The organism is Wolbachia endosymbiont (group A) of Andrena fulva, from assembly GCF_964026815.1.
GTDB classification, from domain to species: Bacteria; Pseudomonadota; Alphaproteobacteria; order Rickettsiales; family Anaplasmataceae; genus Wolbachia; species Wolbachia pipientis.
This window is the reverse complement of the sequence record NZ_OZ034701.1, coordinates 611,259-627,217: the sequence shown is the minus strand read 5'-3', so window position 1 is coordinate 627,217 and position 15,959 is coordinate 611,259. Positions and strand designations below refer to the sequence as shown.

Here is a 15,959-nt window from a genome sequence, read left to right as displayed (position 1 = left end):
CATGTCCGTTTTAGTAAACAAAGATACAAGATTAATATGCCAGGGTTTTACTGGTGCACAAGGCACATTTCATTCAGAGCAAGCAATTGATTACGGAACGAAAATGGTGGGAGGTGTAACTCCTGGAAAGGGTGGTAGCACTCACCTTAATTTACCGGTTTTTAATACTGTAGCAGAAGCCAAAGAAAAAACCGGTGCAAATGCTACAGTTATATATGTACCTGCTAAATTTGCTGCTGCTGCAATACTTGAAGCAATAGATGCAAAAATAGAATTGATAATTTGTATTACAGAGGGCATTCCTATACTTGATATGGTGAAAGTTAAGCGTGCGCTTATCGGCTCAAAAAGTCGATTGATTGGTCCCAACTGTCCGGGAATTATTACACCTGAAGAATGCAAAATAGGAATTATGCCTGGCCATATCCATAAGCATGGACACATAGGAATTATGTCTCGCTCCGGAACTTTAACTTACGAGGCAGTAGCACAAACAACCGCTGTTGGTCTTGGTCAATCCACGTGTATCGGAATTGGGGGGGATCCAATTCATGGTATGACATTTGTTGACTGTATGGAGCTCTTTTTAAAAGATGACGATACTCATGGTATTGTAGTTATTGGTGAAATAGGTGGAAACGAAGAAGAAGATGTATCACATTTTGTGAAAACAGAAAAAACTAAAAAGCCAATCGTTGGTTTTGTAGCAGGCCAAACGGCACCTCCAGGAAGACGTATGGGACACGCTGGAGCAATCATCTCCTCCAGCGGTGGAAGTGCTGGTGCAAAACTAGAAGTTATGCGGAGTGCCGGGATCGCAATTGCTGAAACCCCTGCAGTAATTGGTAAGAAGGTATTGGAAGTAATGCATCACTAGAATTAGGGTCACAAAAACCCTATATCACCGGTCATGAATACGTTATTTGTCCATTCGATTAATAACTTGCCTCCTGGTAAATTTACTGAAGTCTGTTGGGCAACCAGATATCCACGTAGTGTGGATGCAACAAGTGCTGCACAGGCTGCACTACCGCATGATGCAGTAATGCCTGTACCTCTTTCCCAAACTCTTAAAGCTATTTCTCCAGACTTTTCAACTTGTGCAATACTAACATTAATTTTCCGAGGAAATAATGCGTGATTTTCTAGCTTTGGTCCTAAATTTCGCAATGGTATTTCACTTATGTTATCAACAAAAAAAACTATGTGAGGATTGCCAATATTTACTGCAACAGGATCTTTTAGCATTTCAAGCTCTATAGGTAAGTGAAGAGTGTCACACTCAGTAGACAAGGGAATTTCATGCCATTTTAGCAAAGGTTTACCCATGTTAACCTTTATGGATTTATCACCCACTTTAAAACACTCTAAAATGCGTTTGCTTGTTAGCTCAATAATGGAGTATTCAGCACCTTTTTCTGACATTATCAAATATCCAACACAGCGTGCTGCGTTTCCGCACATTTCAGCTCGACTGCCATCAGCATTATAGATATGCATAAAACAGTCTGCAGCATTAGACATTGTTATAATTATCACTTGATCACAACTGCTTTGATCAGCAATTTGTCTATGGTTCCAGTCTAAATTGTTTGTTGAACGTGAGTCTATGATAACAAAATTGTTACCAGTGCCGTGCATTTTGATAAAATTTTCAGAATTTTGGCCACTCATCATAAAAAAATATTTCTTCTATTGGTCTTCTTTTCTTCTTACTTGTTTCAGCACCCTCTTCTTCGTAACCAACCGCTATCACTGACATTACGTTAAAGTCATTGGGTATATTGAACTCTTTCACTATTTTATCTCTATCAAATCCACCCATTTGATGGGCCATTAAGTTCATAACTGCAGCTTGTAACATAAGTCCATAATTTGCTGCACCAGTATCATGATTAGCCCAAAGATTTTCTCCTTTACCTTGTTTACGGAAGTTTTTAGCACTTAAAGATATGATTAACACTTGTGCATCTTTTGCCCATTTTTGATTAGATTCATCAAGGCAATTTAGCAGCTTTTCCCATGCGCTTTGATTGTTCTGTTTGTTGCATATTACGTATCTCCAGGGTTCATCACCAAAACATGAGGGAGTCAGCCTTACAGCTTCCATTAAAATATCCATGTCTTCCTGAGATATTGCTCTTGTAGGATCGTATGAACGTCCGCTGTGTCTTGCTTTCATCAACGATAATAGATCTTGTTTACTCATCATTTTTAATTTAATAGTGCATAAATAATGCATTGTAGCACAATATAAGCAAAATTTAAATTGCAAAACCTCTCATACACATATATTACATTTAATAAGTTATTTTTATTGGGAAGGTATGTTTATAACACAATCTAGCAGCAGATCAACACTGGCTGAAATATTGTCTTGCGTTTTACTTTTATTCTTGATGGCTCAAATAAGCATACCATTGCAGCCTGTGCCTATCACATTGCAAACTTTAGGAGTAATGCTTATTGGGCTTAAATTTAACCGCAGAACAGCATTCTATTCTGTGCTTACATATCTATCACTTGGTGCAGCAGGATTGCCTGTTCTTGCGAATTTTTCTGGTGGTTATCACGCTCTTCTTGGACCAACCGGTGGATATTTAATTGGCTGTTTAGCTGCTGTTATGGTAATGAGCAAAGTAAATGAATTACTGAACTCTAAGTATAAATCATTTGTATGTAATTCTTTAAGTTGTCTGGCTGGTACAGTTACAATCTTTATTTGTGGTGTTAGTTGGCTTGCTGTTTACTTGGGTCTGGAACAAGCAATAATGGTGGGTGTTTTACCATTTATCCTTCCTGGTTTGATAAAAATTTTTCTACTTGTAGCAGCTTTGCAATATTTGAAAAAATGATAAAATTTCGCCCTCATCATTTTATGTGCACCCTCGCGTTTCGGGGATATGGGTATTCTCAGGGTTTTGTAGAAAATTATAAAAGGATAGCAAGCAAAGTAATTAGTACTCAAATCGAAGTAGTTGGTAACCTTGATAATATCTGTAGTGCTTGTCCAAATCAGACTAAACAAGGTAAATGCACCACACAAGCTAAAGTTTTAGAGCTAGATAGAAGGCATATGGAAATTTTAGGAATTAAAATTGGCGAGACTTTGACCTGGAGTGAAGCGGTAGAAAAGATTAGGGAGAAAATGTCTTTAGAGAAATTCGAGTACGCATGTGAGGGGTGCAACTGGCAGCCATATGGAATATGTAAAAATGCCCTTTTAAATCTACAAAGGTAGTTGACAAAATGTTAAGATAAATTGAAGCATTTTTGTGGAAATAAAGCGAAATATGGAAGACAAAAGATAAATGCATTCTGAAAGGCTACACAGCATGTTCGTCCCGCTAATTAATAATATCTTTATTATTGTATGAGATAGGTAATTTAGCATTTATGAATTTGTAATGTGTTGCATATAGCTCAAAGAAATAAGGTTTACTGGTTACACGCTGCAGCCAATGCCACAACACTAGGACCTATGTTTATCTGCATGTTAATTTGCGTTGTGATTTTATGGAGGTCTTCTGTTACCTATGCTAGTGAAAATTTGGAGATACAGAAGGCCTTTGATAGTGTTGTCAAGCATATAAAAGCTGATAAAAAATATAAAGATCTTGATGTTATTGAGAGAAAAAGTGATAAATTTAACATCAAAATTGCGCAGAATTCTGGCAAGAGTTTTGACATATACTCTACTTTAAAAAAAGCAAAAGATTCCTTTGAATCAGGAGATAATGAAACAGCTATTTCTCTCCTTAATCAGATCATTGCAAAGTTTCCTTATCATAAAAATGCTTTAATTGGATTGGGAAATATTTATTACGCTAATAAAGAATACAAAAAAGCTGTAGAGATTTACACAAGACTGTTAAAAGAACACCCTAGTAACCCTTACATATTAAAAAATTTTCTGACGATAATCTCACAATATGATCCTGATCTGGCGTTGAGTGAAATGTTAAAATTGTATGATATACATAAAAATTATGCTCCTTTATTAGCAAATTTAGGTCTGATCTATATGAAAAAGGAGGATTATGTAAAAGGTAAAGAGTATATGATAACTGCTATTTCCCTCGATGAAAACAATATTTTTTATACTTATAATTTAGCTGTTATTCTAGATAAACTTTCAGATTTTCAAAATGCTACAATATTCTACTTAAAGTTGTTAAACATGGCTACAACTTCGAAAGATGTGAGTGAAAAAATACCTTTATACAAAGTGACAGCAAGACTAAAATTTATAAAACTTCACAGCACGCACTCAAAGATTTCATAAAAGCTTATAGCTTACCTAAAGCTAATTTATCGTATCTGTTCAAGGGAGTGGCTAATGTGCAAATATTGAAGCAAAGTGTGTGACACACAGCTGTACGAACATTTGTTTGCAAAGGTAATTTGCACAACAAATGCATAACTGTACGAACATTGTGATTTTGGCCCATCAGGAGGGTGTCATCCCAGTGCTTGACACTGGGATCCAGGAATTTTATTAAGTTGGCGAGCATAAAAATAGCTGTTTTATGTAAAAATACAACGTTTTAATGATTATGAAAAAGCTGGATTCCAGTGTCAAGCACTGGAATGACACCATTCTTTTTTCTGGATCACAGTGGGCTTTGTTGCATCGCTCTTCGGATAGTAGGTAACGCACAATAAATTTATGAAGCTATCTCAAATTTAGCCATACCAATATCAGTGAACTTATTGAGCAAATAGCATTTAACAAGTAGTTCCTTCTCTCTATTTGTCTCAGATTTATTCCTAAAACTAAACCCGAATGTTTGTTTCAGTCGCGAGAAAAAACTTTCTATATAAGATCTTTTTCCATAACTCATCTCTTTTTTCCACTTCTTTATACCATCTTCATCATATGACTTTATGAGCTTGACTGCAGAATTTCTCTCAGCCATATAGTCTAACTTTGGATGCTCTGCTGCGTTGTTTTTCGGAGGAATTTTCGTTTTTATACCATATTGATTACACAGCTTATAGAGCTTTTCTCTGTCATATGCCCTATCTGCATATAGTACTTTTATGACATACTGAAAATCGACTTCTTTTAGCAAATCACAAGCTCCATAGTGATCAGCCGTTACTGTATTTTACAGCTATGGCTTTTTTGCTGTTTGTATTCAACATTACATGCAATTTTCTTGTCTGTTCATAGCTGCGATACTTTCTATCTTCGCTATTTTCTTTGCTATGACCAGGAGTGTTGTTGTATATACTAATTCCTGTACTGTCTATAGCAATTTCGATATCTTCCATATTATTTTCTGCAATCATTGATCTTAATATTGAGTTTCTTAAACCTTCTTGATGATTGTGAATAGCTGATAACTTGCAAATTTTTCCCAATTTGCTCAAGGTATCCTGCTATAAACCCAACTGTTTGCCTCAGGCCTATTCTAAATAAACAAGTTATTATGTGCACCAAAATTACAACTTTATCGCTATAAATATTGTTGCCACCTGGTATTTTTGGACCATTCTCGTACCACTTTTCTATGGCTTCGTTGATATAATGAAAAATATTTCCTCTTTTTTCTAGAAATTTGTTATATTCGCTATGGTTACTGACCCTCATTTTTTGTGGCATATTTTTTCTTTCAAGGTTAAATGGCTATTTTATAATGAATTTTGTCAGTAGCCACCAGATTTTTTCAGTTGCTATGCAACAAAGCCCACTGGGATCCAGCCTATTTCATCACGAACATTGTTTTTGACATATGCTCCTAGAATCTTTTGTCCATTACATGATTTGTAAGTATTTGTATATCTGGATCCCAGTGGGCTTTGTTGCATCGCTAGCTATGATGGATTAAAGATAAAAAAGATAGGGAATATCAGTAGCTTATTATTCTGGTATTTATAACAAGAACGGTCAATGAATACCTAAATTTGAGTAAAAGAAATTTCACTACCATTTATCAATCCGGCTAAAATTCAAGAATTTCAATGCTTTAGCTATTTTCAATAGAATTAAATTTATTAATATAAATAACAAATTACTATTCTTAAATTTGATCAGATTGATTGCAAAAAAACAAGATTTTCAATAGGTTGCTTATAATCCTAACTATAGTTAGCCTTTCATAAGTAGCGATGCAACAAAGCCATCCCAGTGTCAAGCACTGGGATGACATCGGAGAGTAAGTTGTTGTGTTTTTTTTAGTAAGTTGCTCAATTGTCACTGATTCATTTTCTCTAAAGTCACCTACCATAGTTCTTCTTAATTTTGTAATATGTCCAAAACAATTTAATGCAATTCCAAGATCACGAGCAATTGATCTTACATATACACCACTACCGCATATCATAGAAAAATTTGCACTATTATTTATCTTACTATTACCCACAAATATAAATGTACTTATAAATAAAGTATTACAATATTAAAGTTTGCAAATATTGAGGGTATAAAAATGGCAAACGAGAGTAATGAATGGGCTAAAAATGAATTTGGAGATGCTGTACTTGGAGATAAAAGATTAACTGACCGATTAGTAAAGATTGCTGATAGTTTGATAAGTTTACCTGAAAGCTCAATTAATGAGGCATGCGGAAGTTGGTCAGAAGCAAAAGCAGCATACCGTTTTTTTCAAAATGAGAATGTAAAAGAAAGTGATATTTTAGCTACACATATTAATAAGACGGTTGAGAGAACAAAAGCTCACAAGAGGGTTCTTGTCATTCAAGATACCAGTTACATTGTATATAATAACCATAAAAAAACAAGCGGATTAGCAAATTTGTCCAGTTATGATACTGCAAAAGGTATTATAATGCATACAGCTCTTGCCGTTAGTATAGAAGGTTTGGTACTAGGGATACTAGATCAAAAAGTTTATTCAAGACCTGAAGAAACTGAGAACCTTAAAAAAAAGAGCGATCGCATTGAAGATAAAGAAAGCGTAAAGTGGTTGGAAACTTTAAGAAAAACAAATAATATTATTGATCCAACTCAAACTGAGACTACAACTGTATGCGATAGAGAAGCAGATATATATGACTTTTTTGAGCTTGCACATAATCTTAATTCGGCAGTGCTAGTTAGAGCATGCAGAGATAGAGCAGTAAATAGAAAATCTCGATATCCTGAAAAAGGTGAGCAGAAGTTATGGGCATTTATTAAATCCTCTCATTGTGCAGGTACGGTAGAAGTTGAAGTTCCTGTAAAAGATAATAAGCCAAAAAGAACAGCACGTTTGGAAGTTAGATTTGGAAAGTTTATGATGAATCCATCTAAGAATAATATTAGGCATAAGACGGAAGAACTACCTAAATTACCACTTTATGCAGTTTATGTTGTTGAGAAAACTCCCCTTCCCTTAAAAAAAACCGCTAGAATGGATGCTATTAACGAATCTTTCAGTTAATACTTTCGATGAAGCTGTTGAAAAAATTAGTTGGTATTGCCTTAGATGGAAAATAGAGATATTACATAAAATTTTAAATTCGGTCTCAAAGTTGAAGAATGTAGGCTTGGAATAGCAGAAAGACTAATGAGATATCTAACAGTTATGAGTATTATTGCTTGGAGGATCTTCTTTATTACATCAATTGCAAGAGCTAACCCAACATTACCATGTACTACCTTATTAGCTGAAGAAGAATGGAAAGTTTTATACGTTAAAATACACAGAAAACCATGTCCAAGTGTAGTTCCCAACATAAAAGAAGCTGTTTCATGAACTTGGAGGCCATTTAGCAAGAAAAAATGACCCAAAACCAGGACCAATTACTCTTTGGAAAGGATATAAACGTCTCTTTGATTTAGCAGAAGGATGGCGACTTGCTCACGAACCTCATATTTGTGGGTAATAGTAAGATTTGATATGCTGCCAACACTTATGTTCAAATTAAAAATGTCATTTATGATACTAGCCACTTCACGCTTTGAGTTTTTGTAAAATCCGCTGAGTGCTGCAATTATAGACTTAACCCTTGGACCAAATGTATCTGGCGTAACACCTTCTGGTAACTTGCTACTTTTTCTTTTTCTGCATCTCCAACAACGACCATGTTCCAATTACTACATAAGGCCTAATTTCCGGAAGATCAACTTTTTGGTGAACATAAGGTTTTTCGCATATTACAAGCTCTCCTCCGCATTCGCAAATATTAGGCAACTCTATTTTTACTACTTTATCCGCTTCCATTGTGGCATGAAAATTTCCTTTATGCCCAACCTGATCGCCAACATTCCTTTCGCTTTTTGGCTTGTCCTTTTTTATTTTGTATAGCTCTTTTGAGCTGGGCAGGGATGAGTTTTTTGAATTTAAACCGAGCCTTTCCTTTAATTCAGCGTTCTCTATCTTTAAAGCTTTATTTTCTGCTTTTAAGTTTTCTATCTCTGCTTTCAGTTTTTCTATTTTTTGCTGTAAATTTTTGCAAAGTTCTAAAAGGTTTACCACATTAGTTATCTAAGTGAGGAAAGTCACCTCTCCCCACTCGACTTCGAAACCGGACTTATGACTTTCACCACATCCGGCTTCTCTCTAACTTGGTGTTTGTCATACACACTCCTATGTAAATAATGTTCGGTAGAAGCTGTAGCTTTACTCCTCTCGTTTGAGTTTTATTACTACAACTCCCCCTAAAGAACCGTGCTTGCAGATTTCCCGCACACGGCTCATCAATATTAGTTTTCACAGTCGTCCCTCTTATGCATATAAAGAAAAATGTATTTTTGGCTTTGGTAATGGATTTACTTCTACGTAGTGTACAAACTGTTCCCAGGTCATACTCTTTTTCTGACTACGCCGATTTATCCATTTAAATGCTAGCTTTCTTACTGATGTGTAAAATTGTTTCAAACACCAATAATTTCCGCTAATACCAAAGTAGTTATAGTGTCCTGTTAATTTAGCCTTCAGTACTTGCCACCAATCTTTAAGTCGAATACTTCCGCGGACTATTTTCAACCACTCCTTGATTTCTTTTAGTTTTCTGGCTAGATTTAACTTAGAGGTTTTATGTCCCATCATTAATCTACCACGACGACTTTTTGCACCATAGTGCGTAAACCCCAGAAAATTGAAACTTTCCGTCCTTCGTTTCTCTCTTATCGCTCGTTGCCACTCCCTCTTGCCAAACTTTACTACTCTGGTCTTGTTTTCAGATACTTCCAACCCAAATTTATTTAGCCTTTGTTTCAGTAATTCCAGAAATTCTTCCGCGTCTACCTTACTTTCGCAACAAACCACAAAATCATCGCAAAACCTTATTACTTGTATATATCCTCTGGATCTTGGTTTAAATTTCTTTTCTATCCATAAATCCAACACATAATGTAAGTATATATTTGCTAATACAGGACTTACTATACCGCCTTGTGGTGTACCTTGTTTTGTTGCTTCATAATTTCCAGCTTCGACTATCCCTGCCTTGAGAAACCGCTTTACTAACCACAGCAAATTTGGGTCAGTTATTCGTTCCCTTAGACACCTCATTAGCCATTTATGCTGTATATTATCGTAGAACTTCTTGATATCCACTTCTACAATGTAGTTTATTGGCTTGTACATAACTGCTTTATCTAGTGCATTTACCGCTTGATGACAGTTTCTTCCTGGTCGAAATCCATATGAGCTGTCCAGAAAGTTTGCCTCGTAAATATTTTCTAATATCTTCTTCAGCATAATCTGTACTAATTTATCCTCGGTCGATGGTATTCCGAGTCCGCGTTTCTCTTTACTTCCAGCTTTCGGTATATATACCCTCTTTACTGGTTGTGGTTGATATTGCTTCCTCTTCATACTTTCTACTAGCACTTCGAGTTTCTCATTCAGATTTTCTCCGTATGATTCCACTGTTATCTGGTCTACTCCACAAGCCTTGTTACGCTTCAGTTCTTTATAACATCTCGCAAGATTCTCTGTATTTATCAGATGGACTAACGATGTGAATTTTAGTCGCTTATCTTGCTTTGCTCTTACTGCTATCTGGTTTAGTTTATATCGCATGTTATTCCTACCTCCGTTGTATTGGCATAGCAATCCCTATTCCAGTTACTATATTGCTGATCGCTTCCCCTTGTACGTGGCTTTCCCACATTCTGAGTACTATCAATCAGTCCGACTTCCCCTGCATCTTCCGCTAGTTCTTGCCTTTGTTGACTTGTTCCAACGTACCTTAATAGGAATGCATGGGATCTCCCAAGTTCACTTGAAGTCCATTTCAATACATGGCACGGTCTCAGATCCCGATAGAGTGAGTGATAACTTGCCTTTACGTTATCCTTCATGCTGTCTTCCATGGCCATGAACATGTCGACCTCTATGTCTTCAGGTATTTCGGGACTCCACTCCTTCACTTCCGTTGTGCCCTGCATTGTCCATCCCACTAGCTCTATTACACTCGTTACCTCATGCAACATAGTGGTCTGTTCCAAACTGTTGGCTAGACTTTGTTTGTGTTGGATTTTCACCAACTGTTCTCCAAGCACTTCTTGGCGCACCATGAGGCTTAACCCCAAAAGTGACTATAGAGTTAGTTTCAGAGGCTAACTTAGACGCTTTTTGAGTAGAAGCATAAAAACTATTCAAATCACCTATAAAATGGTCTGAAGGCAGAATTAACATTATCTCGTTTTCATTGCAGAGAAGCGCAGCAATTAATATTGCCGCTGCTGTTCCAATTTTCACTGGTTCGAAAATCACTTTATATTCTTGCAGCGCATGTAATTCCTCCATCACTAATGACTCGTACTGTATATTTGTAGAAATTATGGGCGGCATATAATCGCTTTTTAGCCTCAACAAAGTGTTGTGAAACATAGTGTTCTGACTAAATATTTTCTGAAATTGCTTTGGCTTAGATAAAGGCCAAAGTCTGCTACCACTACCACCACACAATATTACAGGGCGCATTTAGTTAAGATACTAATTATTTAATTAACATCTTATACTGAGGGCAAAATGCATGCAAGTTTTTGTTGTGGAATAGTTAATAAAGAAAGTAAACGTTGATTTAAAGTAATGGTTGATTATTGTGGTATACGTGATGGAGCGCTTGCGCCTGCCTGTCTTTCTTGTGTTATTTTATCAGCATGGTTGCTCAATTTCTCCTGAGCAATAGCCTTTTTTCCAGACTCAGCTATGCTTTCATTATTTAAGCTTTTTCCAACACCTGGTTCTCTAGATTTATCTATACTTTCACTACTTTTATTTGACGGCTTCTCTAAGTCTTTTTCAATACCTGGCCTCCTGGCGTTAAGCTCATCCCATGTGCCCACTATACTAAGTAGCTTATGATCCTTTTGCTCCGGTTTTAGCCTTTCTCCACCTTTAATAACATTAAAGTCACTTTTTGCTTCTTCCCAACATCCTTTCAATTGGTGTTTCCACATAGTGAAGTAAGCATCACCATACTTCTTCTTATCTGCTACAAATAATAAAATTGGAGCCTTAAGTATGGTAGCTCCCATATCCACTAAATTTTTTACTGCCATTGCAGGAGTAAATAAAAGATAACCAAAAGACTTTGCAATTGGGTTTTGTTTGCTTATTAAATGCTCCCCTAACTTTATAGGAAGAGAGGTCAACAATTTAGTACAAACTTTAGCCAAGCTTGTAGCAAAAACGATAGGAACAGATATAAGACTTTTATCTAGCTCTAGATTACCATCCTGATCTCTAATTTCTGAAAAATGGGTGCTTAGCTTCTTGTAATTACTAGTGTATAATAATTCTCCATTTCTTCCTTTTTCATCAACAACTTCCTGAACTTTACCTTCTTTATTTTTTACCTCTTTAGTTAGCACAGAAGAGTTAGTTAATTCAAACGGATATTGAGGATTCTTAGTTTTTTGAGCTTCGAAAATTGGCACGTGTTTTTTCAAATCCATTCTCGAAAAGCCTAATGGCTCAAAATATGACTTATGCAACTCATTTATCGGAATTTGCTTACCCTGATTGTCTATATAATTGATAGTAAAATAAGATCTATCATTATCTTTATCTTTGGTAACTAAAGATAATCTGAAACTTGGTTGTTCTCCATTCTCATCTTTTTGACCATACAAAAGTTTATAGGTTGGATTTTTATCTTTATCTAGTATAGCATTTCCATGCATATCCCTGTTTTCTATGATTTTAGCAGACTGTACAATTTGATCATAATTTTTTGGATACTGGCATTTCCTTCCGTCATACATCATTACCTTTCTAAGGTCTTCGACGTAAACTTGAGATTCAGGTGAAGTAAGCAGACCTTTTGCTTTAAGTGTAAGATCTATTGCTCCCTTTTTTAATGCTTCAAACATATTGTCAAACCAAAATCGCTATAATGCTATAGTTCAATAATAAAACTAGTACACTAATAATATATTAACACAGCACCGGTGATTTTACAAGAAAATATGCCTGTAGAAGATAAAGATTGTAAAAGCGAGGGTTATATAAGTAATGCTTGATAAGTACTTTATGCATGTAATTGTAAAAATCCTCAAAGGTACGCTGTGTATATAATCTTCGCATACTACCTGCATTCCAAGAACTGCGTGCCAAAAAATGCAAAACAACAATACAACAAAAAATAAAAGCTCTAGAGGGTGATTAATAAATTTTTCACTAAAAGACAAAGAGCTATCAGTATAAAATGTGCAAGAAAATGAATAGATAAACCAAGGAAACAGGAACAGTAAAATTACCGCAGAAACACGCTGAACCCACCAATGATGTACTGAATTTCCAGACTGACTCATATAAACATAAATAAAAAAGCCATAGTAGAAAGAAGTAGCGTTACTGTCAGCAGTATAGCACTCCTTGAAACGCCAGTAATTTCTAAATTAAGCCCAGCATCCCACAATAAATGACGAATACCATTAAGAAAATGATATACAAAACTTATAAAACATAAGACATAAGCTAATTTAGCAACAGGAGTGAATAATAATGCATTTAAGTACCTTACTATAAGTAACTCAGGAAAGTAAACATGTAATATGAAATACCAAGAAAGTATCATTAATAAAAGGAATAGCAAGATACCAGTCAATCTATGCATAATAGAGAAAAAACTAGTAACTTGTACTTTATATATTTGTAAATGTGGAGAAAGAGGTCTATCACTCATAAAATTCCGTTATCGGGAAATTAAAATAAAGTAGAAGTAAAGACAGCAGTATAGCACATAACAACACCATCATTAAAAATGGTAAATTATGTGCAAAGCCTAAGGAGGTAATCCAGCTGCAGATTCCCCTACTGCTACCTTGTTACGACTTCACCCCAGTCACCGATCCCACTTTAAATAACTCCCTCCTTGCGGTTAGGTCGTTAGCTTCGAGTGAAACCAATTCCCATGGCGTGACGGGCAGTGTGTACAAGACCCGAGAACGTATTCACCGTGGCGTGCTGATCCACGATTACTAGCGATTCCAACTTCATGCACTCGAGTTGCAGAGTACAATCCGAACTGAGATGGCTTTTAAGGGATTAGCTTAGCCTCGCGACTTTGCAGCCCATTGTAGCCACCATTGTAGCACGTGTGTAGCCCACTCCATAAGGGCCATGATGACTTGACATCATCCCCACCTTCCTCCAGTTTATCACTGGCAGTTTCCTTAAAGTCCCCAGCATTACCTGATGGTAACTAAGGATGAGGGTTGCGCTCGTTGCGGGACTTAACCCAACATCTCACGACACGAGCTGACGACAGCCATGCAACACCTGTGTGAAACCCGGCCGAACCGACCCTATCCCTTCGAATAGGTATAATTTCCATGTCAAGGAGTGGTAAGGTTTTTCGCGTTGCATCGAATTAAACCACATGCTCCACCGCTTGTGCGGGTCCCCGTCAATTCCTTTGAGTTTTAATCTTGCGACCGTAGTCCCCAGGCGGAATGTTTAACGCGTTAGCTGTAATACAGAAAGTAAAACTTCCCATATTTAACATTCATCGTTTACAGCGTGGACTACCAGGGTATCTAATCCTGTTTGCTCCCCACGCCTTCGCGCCTCAGCGTCAGATTTGAACCAGATAGACGCCTTCGCCACTGGTGTTCCTCCTAATATTTACGAATTTCACCTCTACACTAGGAATTCCTCTATCCTCTTTCAATCTCTAGATTAGCAGTTTTAAAAGCAATTCCAAGGTTGAGCCTTGGGATTTCACTTTTAACTTACTAATCCGCCTACGCGCCCTTTACGCCCAATAATTCCGAATAACGCTAGCCCTCTCCGTATTACCGCGGCTGCTGGCACGGAGTTAGCCAGGACTTCTTCTGTGAGTACCGTCATTATCTTCCTCACTAAAAGAGCTTTACAACCCAAAGGCCTTCTTCACTCATGCGGCATGGCTGGATCAGGCTTTCGCCCATTGTCCAATATTCCCCACTGCTGCCTCCCGTAGGAGTCTGGACCGTATCTCAGTTCCAGTGTGGCTGATCATCCTCTCAGATCAGCTATAGATCATTGCCTTGGTAGGCTATTACTCCACCAACTAGCTAATCTAATATAGGCTCATCTAATAGCAATAAATTTTTCCCCCGTAGGGCGTATACGGTATTAGTTGCCGTTTCCAACAATTATTCCGTACTACTAGGTAGATTCCTATACATTACTCACCCGTCTGCCACTAAGTTATACCATAGCAAGCTACAATATAACTCCGTTCGACTTGCATGTGTTAGGCCTGCCGCCAGCGTTCATTCTGAGCCAGGATCAAACTCTCAAATTTAGACTTCAACCTATAAAAGGTTGAGGGTACATCGGATAAATCCGACAAAAAATAATTTAGCTTAATACTGCTGTCTTTATTTCTACTTTAGAAATATTTTAATCTCCAACTATTCAAACAACTTTAAGAATATTATTATGTGATATAATCACTATGTCAATATGTTTTTGCAAATCAAAAGCATTAATGTATAAATATATGACTATTCAGAATATTACCATGAAAAAATACATCTTTCTGCTTGCACTCGCGCCAATGTTAGTTGGCATTACACTATACTTATTGCGCAACATTGATAACACAAAACAATCTATAACTGCAGGTGACAAGTTTTACGAAGTATTATTCTTAAAAAAAGATAATAAGCCGCTGCTAGAAGAAATAGATTCAAATTGGGAGTATTTAACAAATTTTGAACGCGCATTCAATCATATCTCAGATTCAATGCCAACAGACACAGCATCTATTTATAATGATTTGGCAGATGATAAAGATGCTCCTAATGTTTTGCGTGAGTTAGCACAATATTTAGAAGTAATGAGCTTACTTCACTCCAACGGTGAAAAAATAAATAAAGACAAAATTGATAATTTAGAATCAAGCACAGTATACCCTTATTCAAGCCAAGAAGCCATCGCTATAGTAAAGATACACAATAACGACGTTAAGGGTGCAACTGAAATATTGCGTTCCCTATTAAATGATAGAAAATGCCCTATCCTAATCAAAGCTAATGCACAAGAATTACTCAGGATATATGGGAGTTAACTCATTGGACTTTTTGCATAGCTTTTGGCAGCGCATCGGATGAAACGAAAAAACTTACTTGACACCCTTCGCCAGCGCCCTTATCATGATAGTGAAGCTATTGTATTTGCTTTCGCCAATCTGCAGATTAAAAGGTAAGGATTACTTAATGTATCGGCGTCTTATGTTCAATTTTTTGCAGTATATAGATACTGTATGTCTTTACAAAACTTCATCTACATCTAGATTTTTATCTAAATAAGCTGAACGCGCTTATAAAGCGTTACAAGACATCAAAAAATGCCAATACTCGACAGAGATAGTAAAAGACTAGCTAACTCGGGGATTCTTTGTCTTTTTTTCTGCTTAGTAAATTTCTTAAACATTTGCAGCGTAAGTTAGTTGCAATTAAAAGCAGCTTAATCTTGCTTGTCAAGCGTTTAAAACATAAAAAACGCCAATATTTTAAAGCGGATAATAACCCCAGGGCTTCTTTTGCCTTTTTTTTCATTTGG

Annotated in this window: 19 protein-coding genes, 1 rRNA gene and 3 pseudogenes; 6 read left to right on the top strand and 17 right to left on the bottom strand. The window is 36.5% G+C overall.

Translation table 11 applies throughout. The annotated features are described in order from the left end of the window. Position 1: 1 nt before the first annotated feature. On the top strand, positions 2 to 877 hold the full coding sequence (gene sucD, locus AAGD84_RS03190) for a succinate--CoA ligase subunit alpha (protein ID WP_341818136.1): 876 nt from the start codon (positions 2 to 4) through the stop codon (positions 875 to 877). Positions 878 to 885: 8 nt separating this feature from the next. Here the strand turns inward: sucD and dapF are convergent, their stop codons facing one another. Then, positions 886 to 1,674, bottom strand: a complete 789-nt coding sequence (gene dapF / locus AAGD84_RS03185; protein WP_341818135.1) for a diaminopimelate epimerase — start codon at positions 1,672 to 1,674, stop codon at positions 886 to 888. Then, entirely contained in the window at positions 1,655 to 2,242 is a 588-nt protein-coding gene (locus AAGD84_RS03180; protein ID WP_264723473.1) for a nitroreductase family protein, read from the bottom strand. Before AAGD84_RS03180 ends, dapF begins: the two co-directional genes overlap by 20 nt. 85 nt (positions 2,243 to 2,327) lie before the next feature. On the opposite strand from AAGD84_RS03180, the gene AAGD84_RS03175 reads away from it, so the two are divergent. The 3 genes from AAGD84_RS03175 to AAGD84_RS03165 all read left to right on the top strand — a co-directional run bounded on the left by AAGD84_RS03175 (position 2,328) and on the right by AAGD84_RS03165 (position 4,285). Beyond that, positions 2,328 to 2,855 (top strand): biotin transporter BioY, encoded by a 528-nt coding sequence (locus AAGD84_RS03175; protein ID WP_264723036.1) that lies wholly within the window; start codon positions 2,328 to 2,330, stop codon positions 2,853 to 2,855. Beyond that, the gene (locus AAGD84_RS03170) at positions 2,852 to 3,241 is read left to right on the top strand and encodes a DUF1284 domain-containing protein (protein ID WP_209472357.1); all 390 of its coding nucleotides are present in this window, start codon (positions 2,852 to 2,854) and stop codon (positions 3,239 to 3,241) included. Before AAGD84_RS03175 ends, AAGD84_RS03170 begins: the two co-directional genes overlap by 4 nt. 168 nt (positions 3,242 to 3,409) lie before the next feature. Further along, positions 3,410 to 4,285: a tetratricopeptide repeat protein gene (locus tag AAGD84_RS03165; protein ID WP_341818134.1), complete on the top strand. Its 876-nt coding sequence runs from the start codon at positions 3,410 to 3,412 to the stop codon at positions 4,283 to 4,285. Between the two features lie 382 nt (positions 4,286 to 4,667). On the opposite strand, the gene AAGD84_RS03160 is transcribed toward AAGD84_RS03165, so the two are convergent. From AAGD84_RS03160 to AAGD84_RS03140, 5 genes and pseudogenes are all read right to left on the bottom strand, one after another. Next, positions 4,668 to 5,075: a transposase gene (locus AAGD84_RS03160; RefSeq protein ID WP_007548764.1), complete on the bottom strand. Its 408-nt coding sequence runs from the start codon at positions 5,073 to 5,075 to the stop codon at positions 4,668 to 4,670. A 19-nt stretch (positions 5,076 to 5,094) separates the two neighbouring features. After that, a complete protein-coding gene (locus AAGD84_RS03155; RefSeq protein WP_010082383.1) occupies positions 5,095 to 5,295 on the bottom strand; it encodes a hypothetical protein in 201 nt (66 codons plus the stop codon). Further along, entirely contained in the window at positions 5,279 to 5,608 is a 330-nt protein-coding gene (locus AAGD84_RS03150; protein WP_007548762.1) for a transposase, read from the bottom strand. Before AAGD84_RS03150 ends, AAGD84_RS03155 begins: the two co-directional genes overlap by 17 nt. Before the next feature lie 71 nt (positions 5,609 to 5,679). Next, positions 5,680 to 5,814, bottom strand: coding sequence for a hypothetical protein (locus AAGD84_RS03145; RefSeq protein ID WP_341811335.1), 135 nt, complete (start codon positions 5,812 to 5,814; stop codon positions 5,680 to 5,682). A gap of 317 nt (positions 5,815 to 6,131) precedes the next feature. Next, positions 6,132 to 6,353 (bottom strand): annotated as a pseudogene (locus AAGD84_RS03140) (tRNA pseudouridine(55) synthase TruB); the annotation flags it as partial. An 81-nt stretch (positions 6,354 to 6,434) separates the two neighbouring features. On the opposite strand from AAGD84_RS03140, the pseudogene AAGD84_RS03135 reads away from it, so the two are divergent. Further along, positions 6,435 to 7,833: pseudogene (locus AAGD84_RS03135) on the top strand (IS4 family transposase). Positions 7,834 to 7,840: 7 nt separating this feature from the next. Here AAGD84_RS03135 and AAGD84_RS03130 read toward each other — a convergent pair. The 9 genes and pseudogenes from AAGD84_RS03130 to AAGD84_RS03090 all read right to left on the bottom strand — a co-directional run. Next, positions 7,841 to 8,426: pseudogene (locus AAGD84_RS03130) on the bottom strand (DUF6444 domain-containing protein); the annotation flags it as partial. A gap of 64 nt (positions 8,427 to 8,490) precedes the next feature. Next, positions 8,491 to 8,664, bottom strand: a complete 174-nt coding sequence (locus AAGD84_RS03125; RefSeq protein ID WP_264722855.1) for a hypothetical protein — start codon at positions 8,662 to 8,664, stop codon at positions 8,491 to 8,493. 11 nt (positions 8,665 to 8,675) lie between these two features. Further along, the gene (ltrA, locus tag AAGD84_RS03120) at positions 8,676 to 9,977 is read right to left on the bottom strand and encodes a group II intron reverse transcriptase/maturase (protein ID WP_338476458.1); all 1,302 of its coding nucleotides are present in this window, start codon (positions 9,975 to 9,977) and stop codon (positions 8,676 to 8,678) included. Beyond that, complete coding sequence (locus AAGD84_RS03115; protein ID WP_245611107.1) at positions 9,962 to 10,474, bottom strand: hypothetical protein; 513 nt, start codon at positions 10,472 to 10,474, stop codon at positions 9,962 to 9,964. Before AAGD84_RS03115 ends, ltrA begins: the two co-directional genes overlap by 16 nt. Beyond that, positions 10,380 to 10,883 (bottom strand): sugar phosphate nucleotidyltransferase, encoded by a 504-nt coding sequence (locus AAGD84_RS03110; protein WP_264723045.1) that lies wholly within the window; start codon positions 10,881 to 10,883, stop codon positions 10,380 to 10,382. Before AAGD84_RS03110 ends, AAGD84_RS03115 begins: the two co-directional genes overlap by 95 nt. A 116-nt stretch (positions 10,884 to 10,999) precedes the next feature. Further along, positions 11,000 to 12,277, bottom strand: a complete 1,278-nt coding sequence (locus AAGD84_RS03105; protein ID WP_264723044.1) for a hypothetical protein — start codon at positions 12,275 to 12,277, stop codon at positions 11,000 to 11,002. An 84-nt stretch (positions 12,278 to 12,361) separates the two neighbouring features. Continuing rightward, positions 12,362 to 12,718, bottom strand: a complete 357-nt coding sequence (gene sdhD / locus AAGD84_RS03100) for a succinate dehydrogenase, hydrophobic membrane anchor protein (protein WP_010963113.1) — start codon at positions 12,716 to 12,718, stop codon at positions 12,362 to 12,364. Further along, a complete protein-coding gene (gene sdhC, locus AAGD84_RS03095; protein ID WP_007548462.1) occupies positions 12,715 to 13,092 on the bottom strand; it encodes a succinate dehydrogenase, cytochrome b556 subunit in 378 nt (125 codons plus the stop codon). Before sdhC ends, sdhD begins: the two co-directional genes overlap by 4 nt. 100 nt (positions 13,093 to 13,192) lie before the next feature. Beyond that, positions 13,193 to 14,697: ribosomal RNA gene (locus AAGD84_RS03090) — 16S ribosomal RNA — on the bottom strand. A 153-nt stretch (positions 14,698 to 14,850) separates the two neighbouring features. Between AAGD84_RS03090 and AAGD84_RS03085 the strand changes: the two genes are divergently transcribed. After that, a complete protein-coding gene (locus tag AAGD84_RS03085) occupies positions 14,851 to 15,465 on the top strand; it encodes a hypothetical protein (RefSeq protein WP_264723042.1) in 615 nt (204 codons plus the stop codon). A gap of 313 nt (positions 15,466 to 15,778) precedes the next feature. Here the strand turns inward: AAGD84_RS03085 and AAGD84_RS03080 are convergent, their stop codons facing one another. Continuing rightward, complete coding sequence (locus AAGD84_RS03080; RefSeq protein WP_264723041.1) at positions 15,779 to 15,955, bottom strand: hypothetical protein; 177 nt, start codon at positions 15,953 to 15,955, stop codon at positions 15,779 to 15,781. Positions 15,956 to 15,959: the final 4 nt, after the last annotated feature.

Excerpts from the sequence above, each read along its gene's own strand:
- sucD (WP_341818136.1), top strand. The coding sequence starts at position 2 with ATGTCCGTTTTAGTAAACAAAGATACAAGATTAATATGCCAGGGTTTT.
- dapF (WP_341818135.1), bottom strand. The coding sequence starts at position 1,674 with ATGAGTGGCCAAAATTCTGAAAATTTTATCAAAATGCACGGCACTGGT.
- AAGD84_RS03180 (WP_264723473.1), bottom strand. The coding sequence starts at position 2,242 with ATGCATTATTTATGCACTATTAAATTAAAAATGATGAGTAAACAAGAT.
- AAGD84_RS03175 (WP_264723036.1), top strand. The coding sequence starts at position 2,328 with ATGTTTATAACACAATCTAGCAGCAGATCAACACTGGCTGAAATATTG.
- AAGD84_RS03170 (WP_209472357.1), top strand. The coding sequence starts at position 2,852 with ATGATAAAATTTCGCCCTCATCATTTTATGTGCACCCTCGCGTTTCGG.
- AAGD84_RS03155 (WP_010082383.1), bottom strand. The coding sequence starts at position 5,295 with ATGATTGCAGAAAATAATATGGAAGATATCGAAATTGCTATAGACAGT.
- AAGD84_RS03150 (WP_007548762.1), bottom strand. The coding sequence starts at position 5,608 with ATGCCACAAAAAATGAGGGTCAGTAACCATAGCGAATATAACAAATTT.
- AAGD84_RS03145 (WP_341811335.1), bottom strand. The coding sequence starts at position 5,814 with ATGCAACAAAGCCCACTGGGATCCAGATATACAAATACTTACAAATCA.
- ltrA (WP_338476458.1), bottom strand. The coding sequence starts at position 9,977 with ATGCGATATAAACTAAACCAGATAGCAGTAAGAGCAAAGCAAGATAAG.
- AAGD84_RS03115 (WP_245611107.1), bottom strand. The coding sequence starts at position 10,474 with ATGGTGCGCCAAGAAGTGCTTGGAGAACAGTTGGTGAAAATCCAACAC.
- AAGD84_RS03110 (WP_264723045.1), bottom strand. The coding sequence starts at position 10,883 with ATGCGCCCTGTAATATTGTGTGGTGGTAGTGGTAGCAGACTTTGGCCT.
- AAGD84_RS03105 (WP_264723044.1), bottom strand. The coding sequence starts at position 12,277 with ATGTTTGAAGCATTAAAAAAGGGAGCAATAGATCTTACACTTAAAGCA.
- sdhD (WP_010963113.1), bottom strand. The coding sequence starts at position 12,718 with ATGAGTCAGTCTGGAAATTCAGTACATCATTGGTGGGTTCAGCGTGTT.
- sdhC (WP_007548462.1), bottom strand. The coding sequence starts at position 13,092 with ATGAGTGATAGACCTCTTTCTCCACATTTACAAATATATAAAGTACAA.
- AAGD84_RS03085 (WP_264723042.1), top strand. The coding sequence starts at position 14,851 with ATGTCAATATGTTTTTGCAAATCAAAAGCATTAATGTATAAATATATG.
- AAGD84_RS03080 (WP_264723041.1), bottom strand. The coding sequence starts at position 15,955 with ATGAAAAAAAAGGCAAAAGAAGCCCTGGGGTTATTATCCGCTTTAAAA.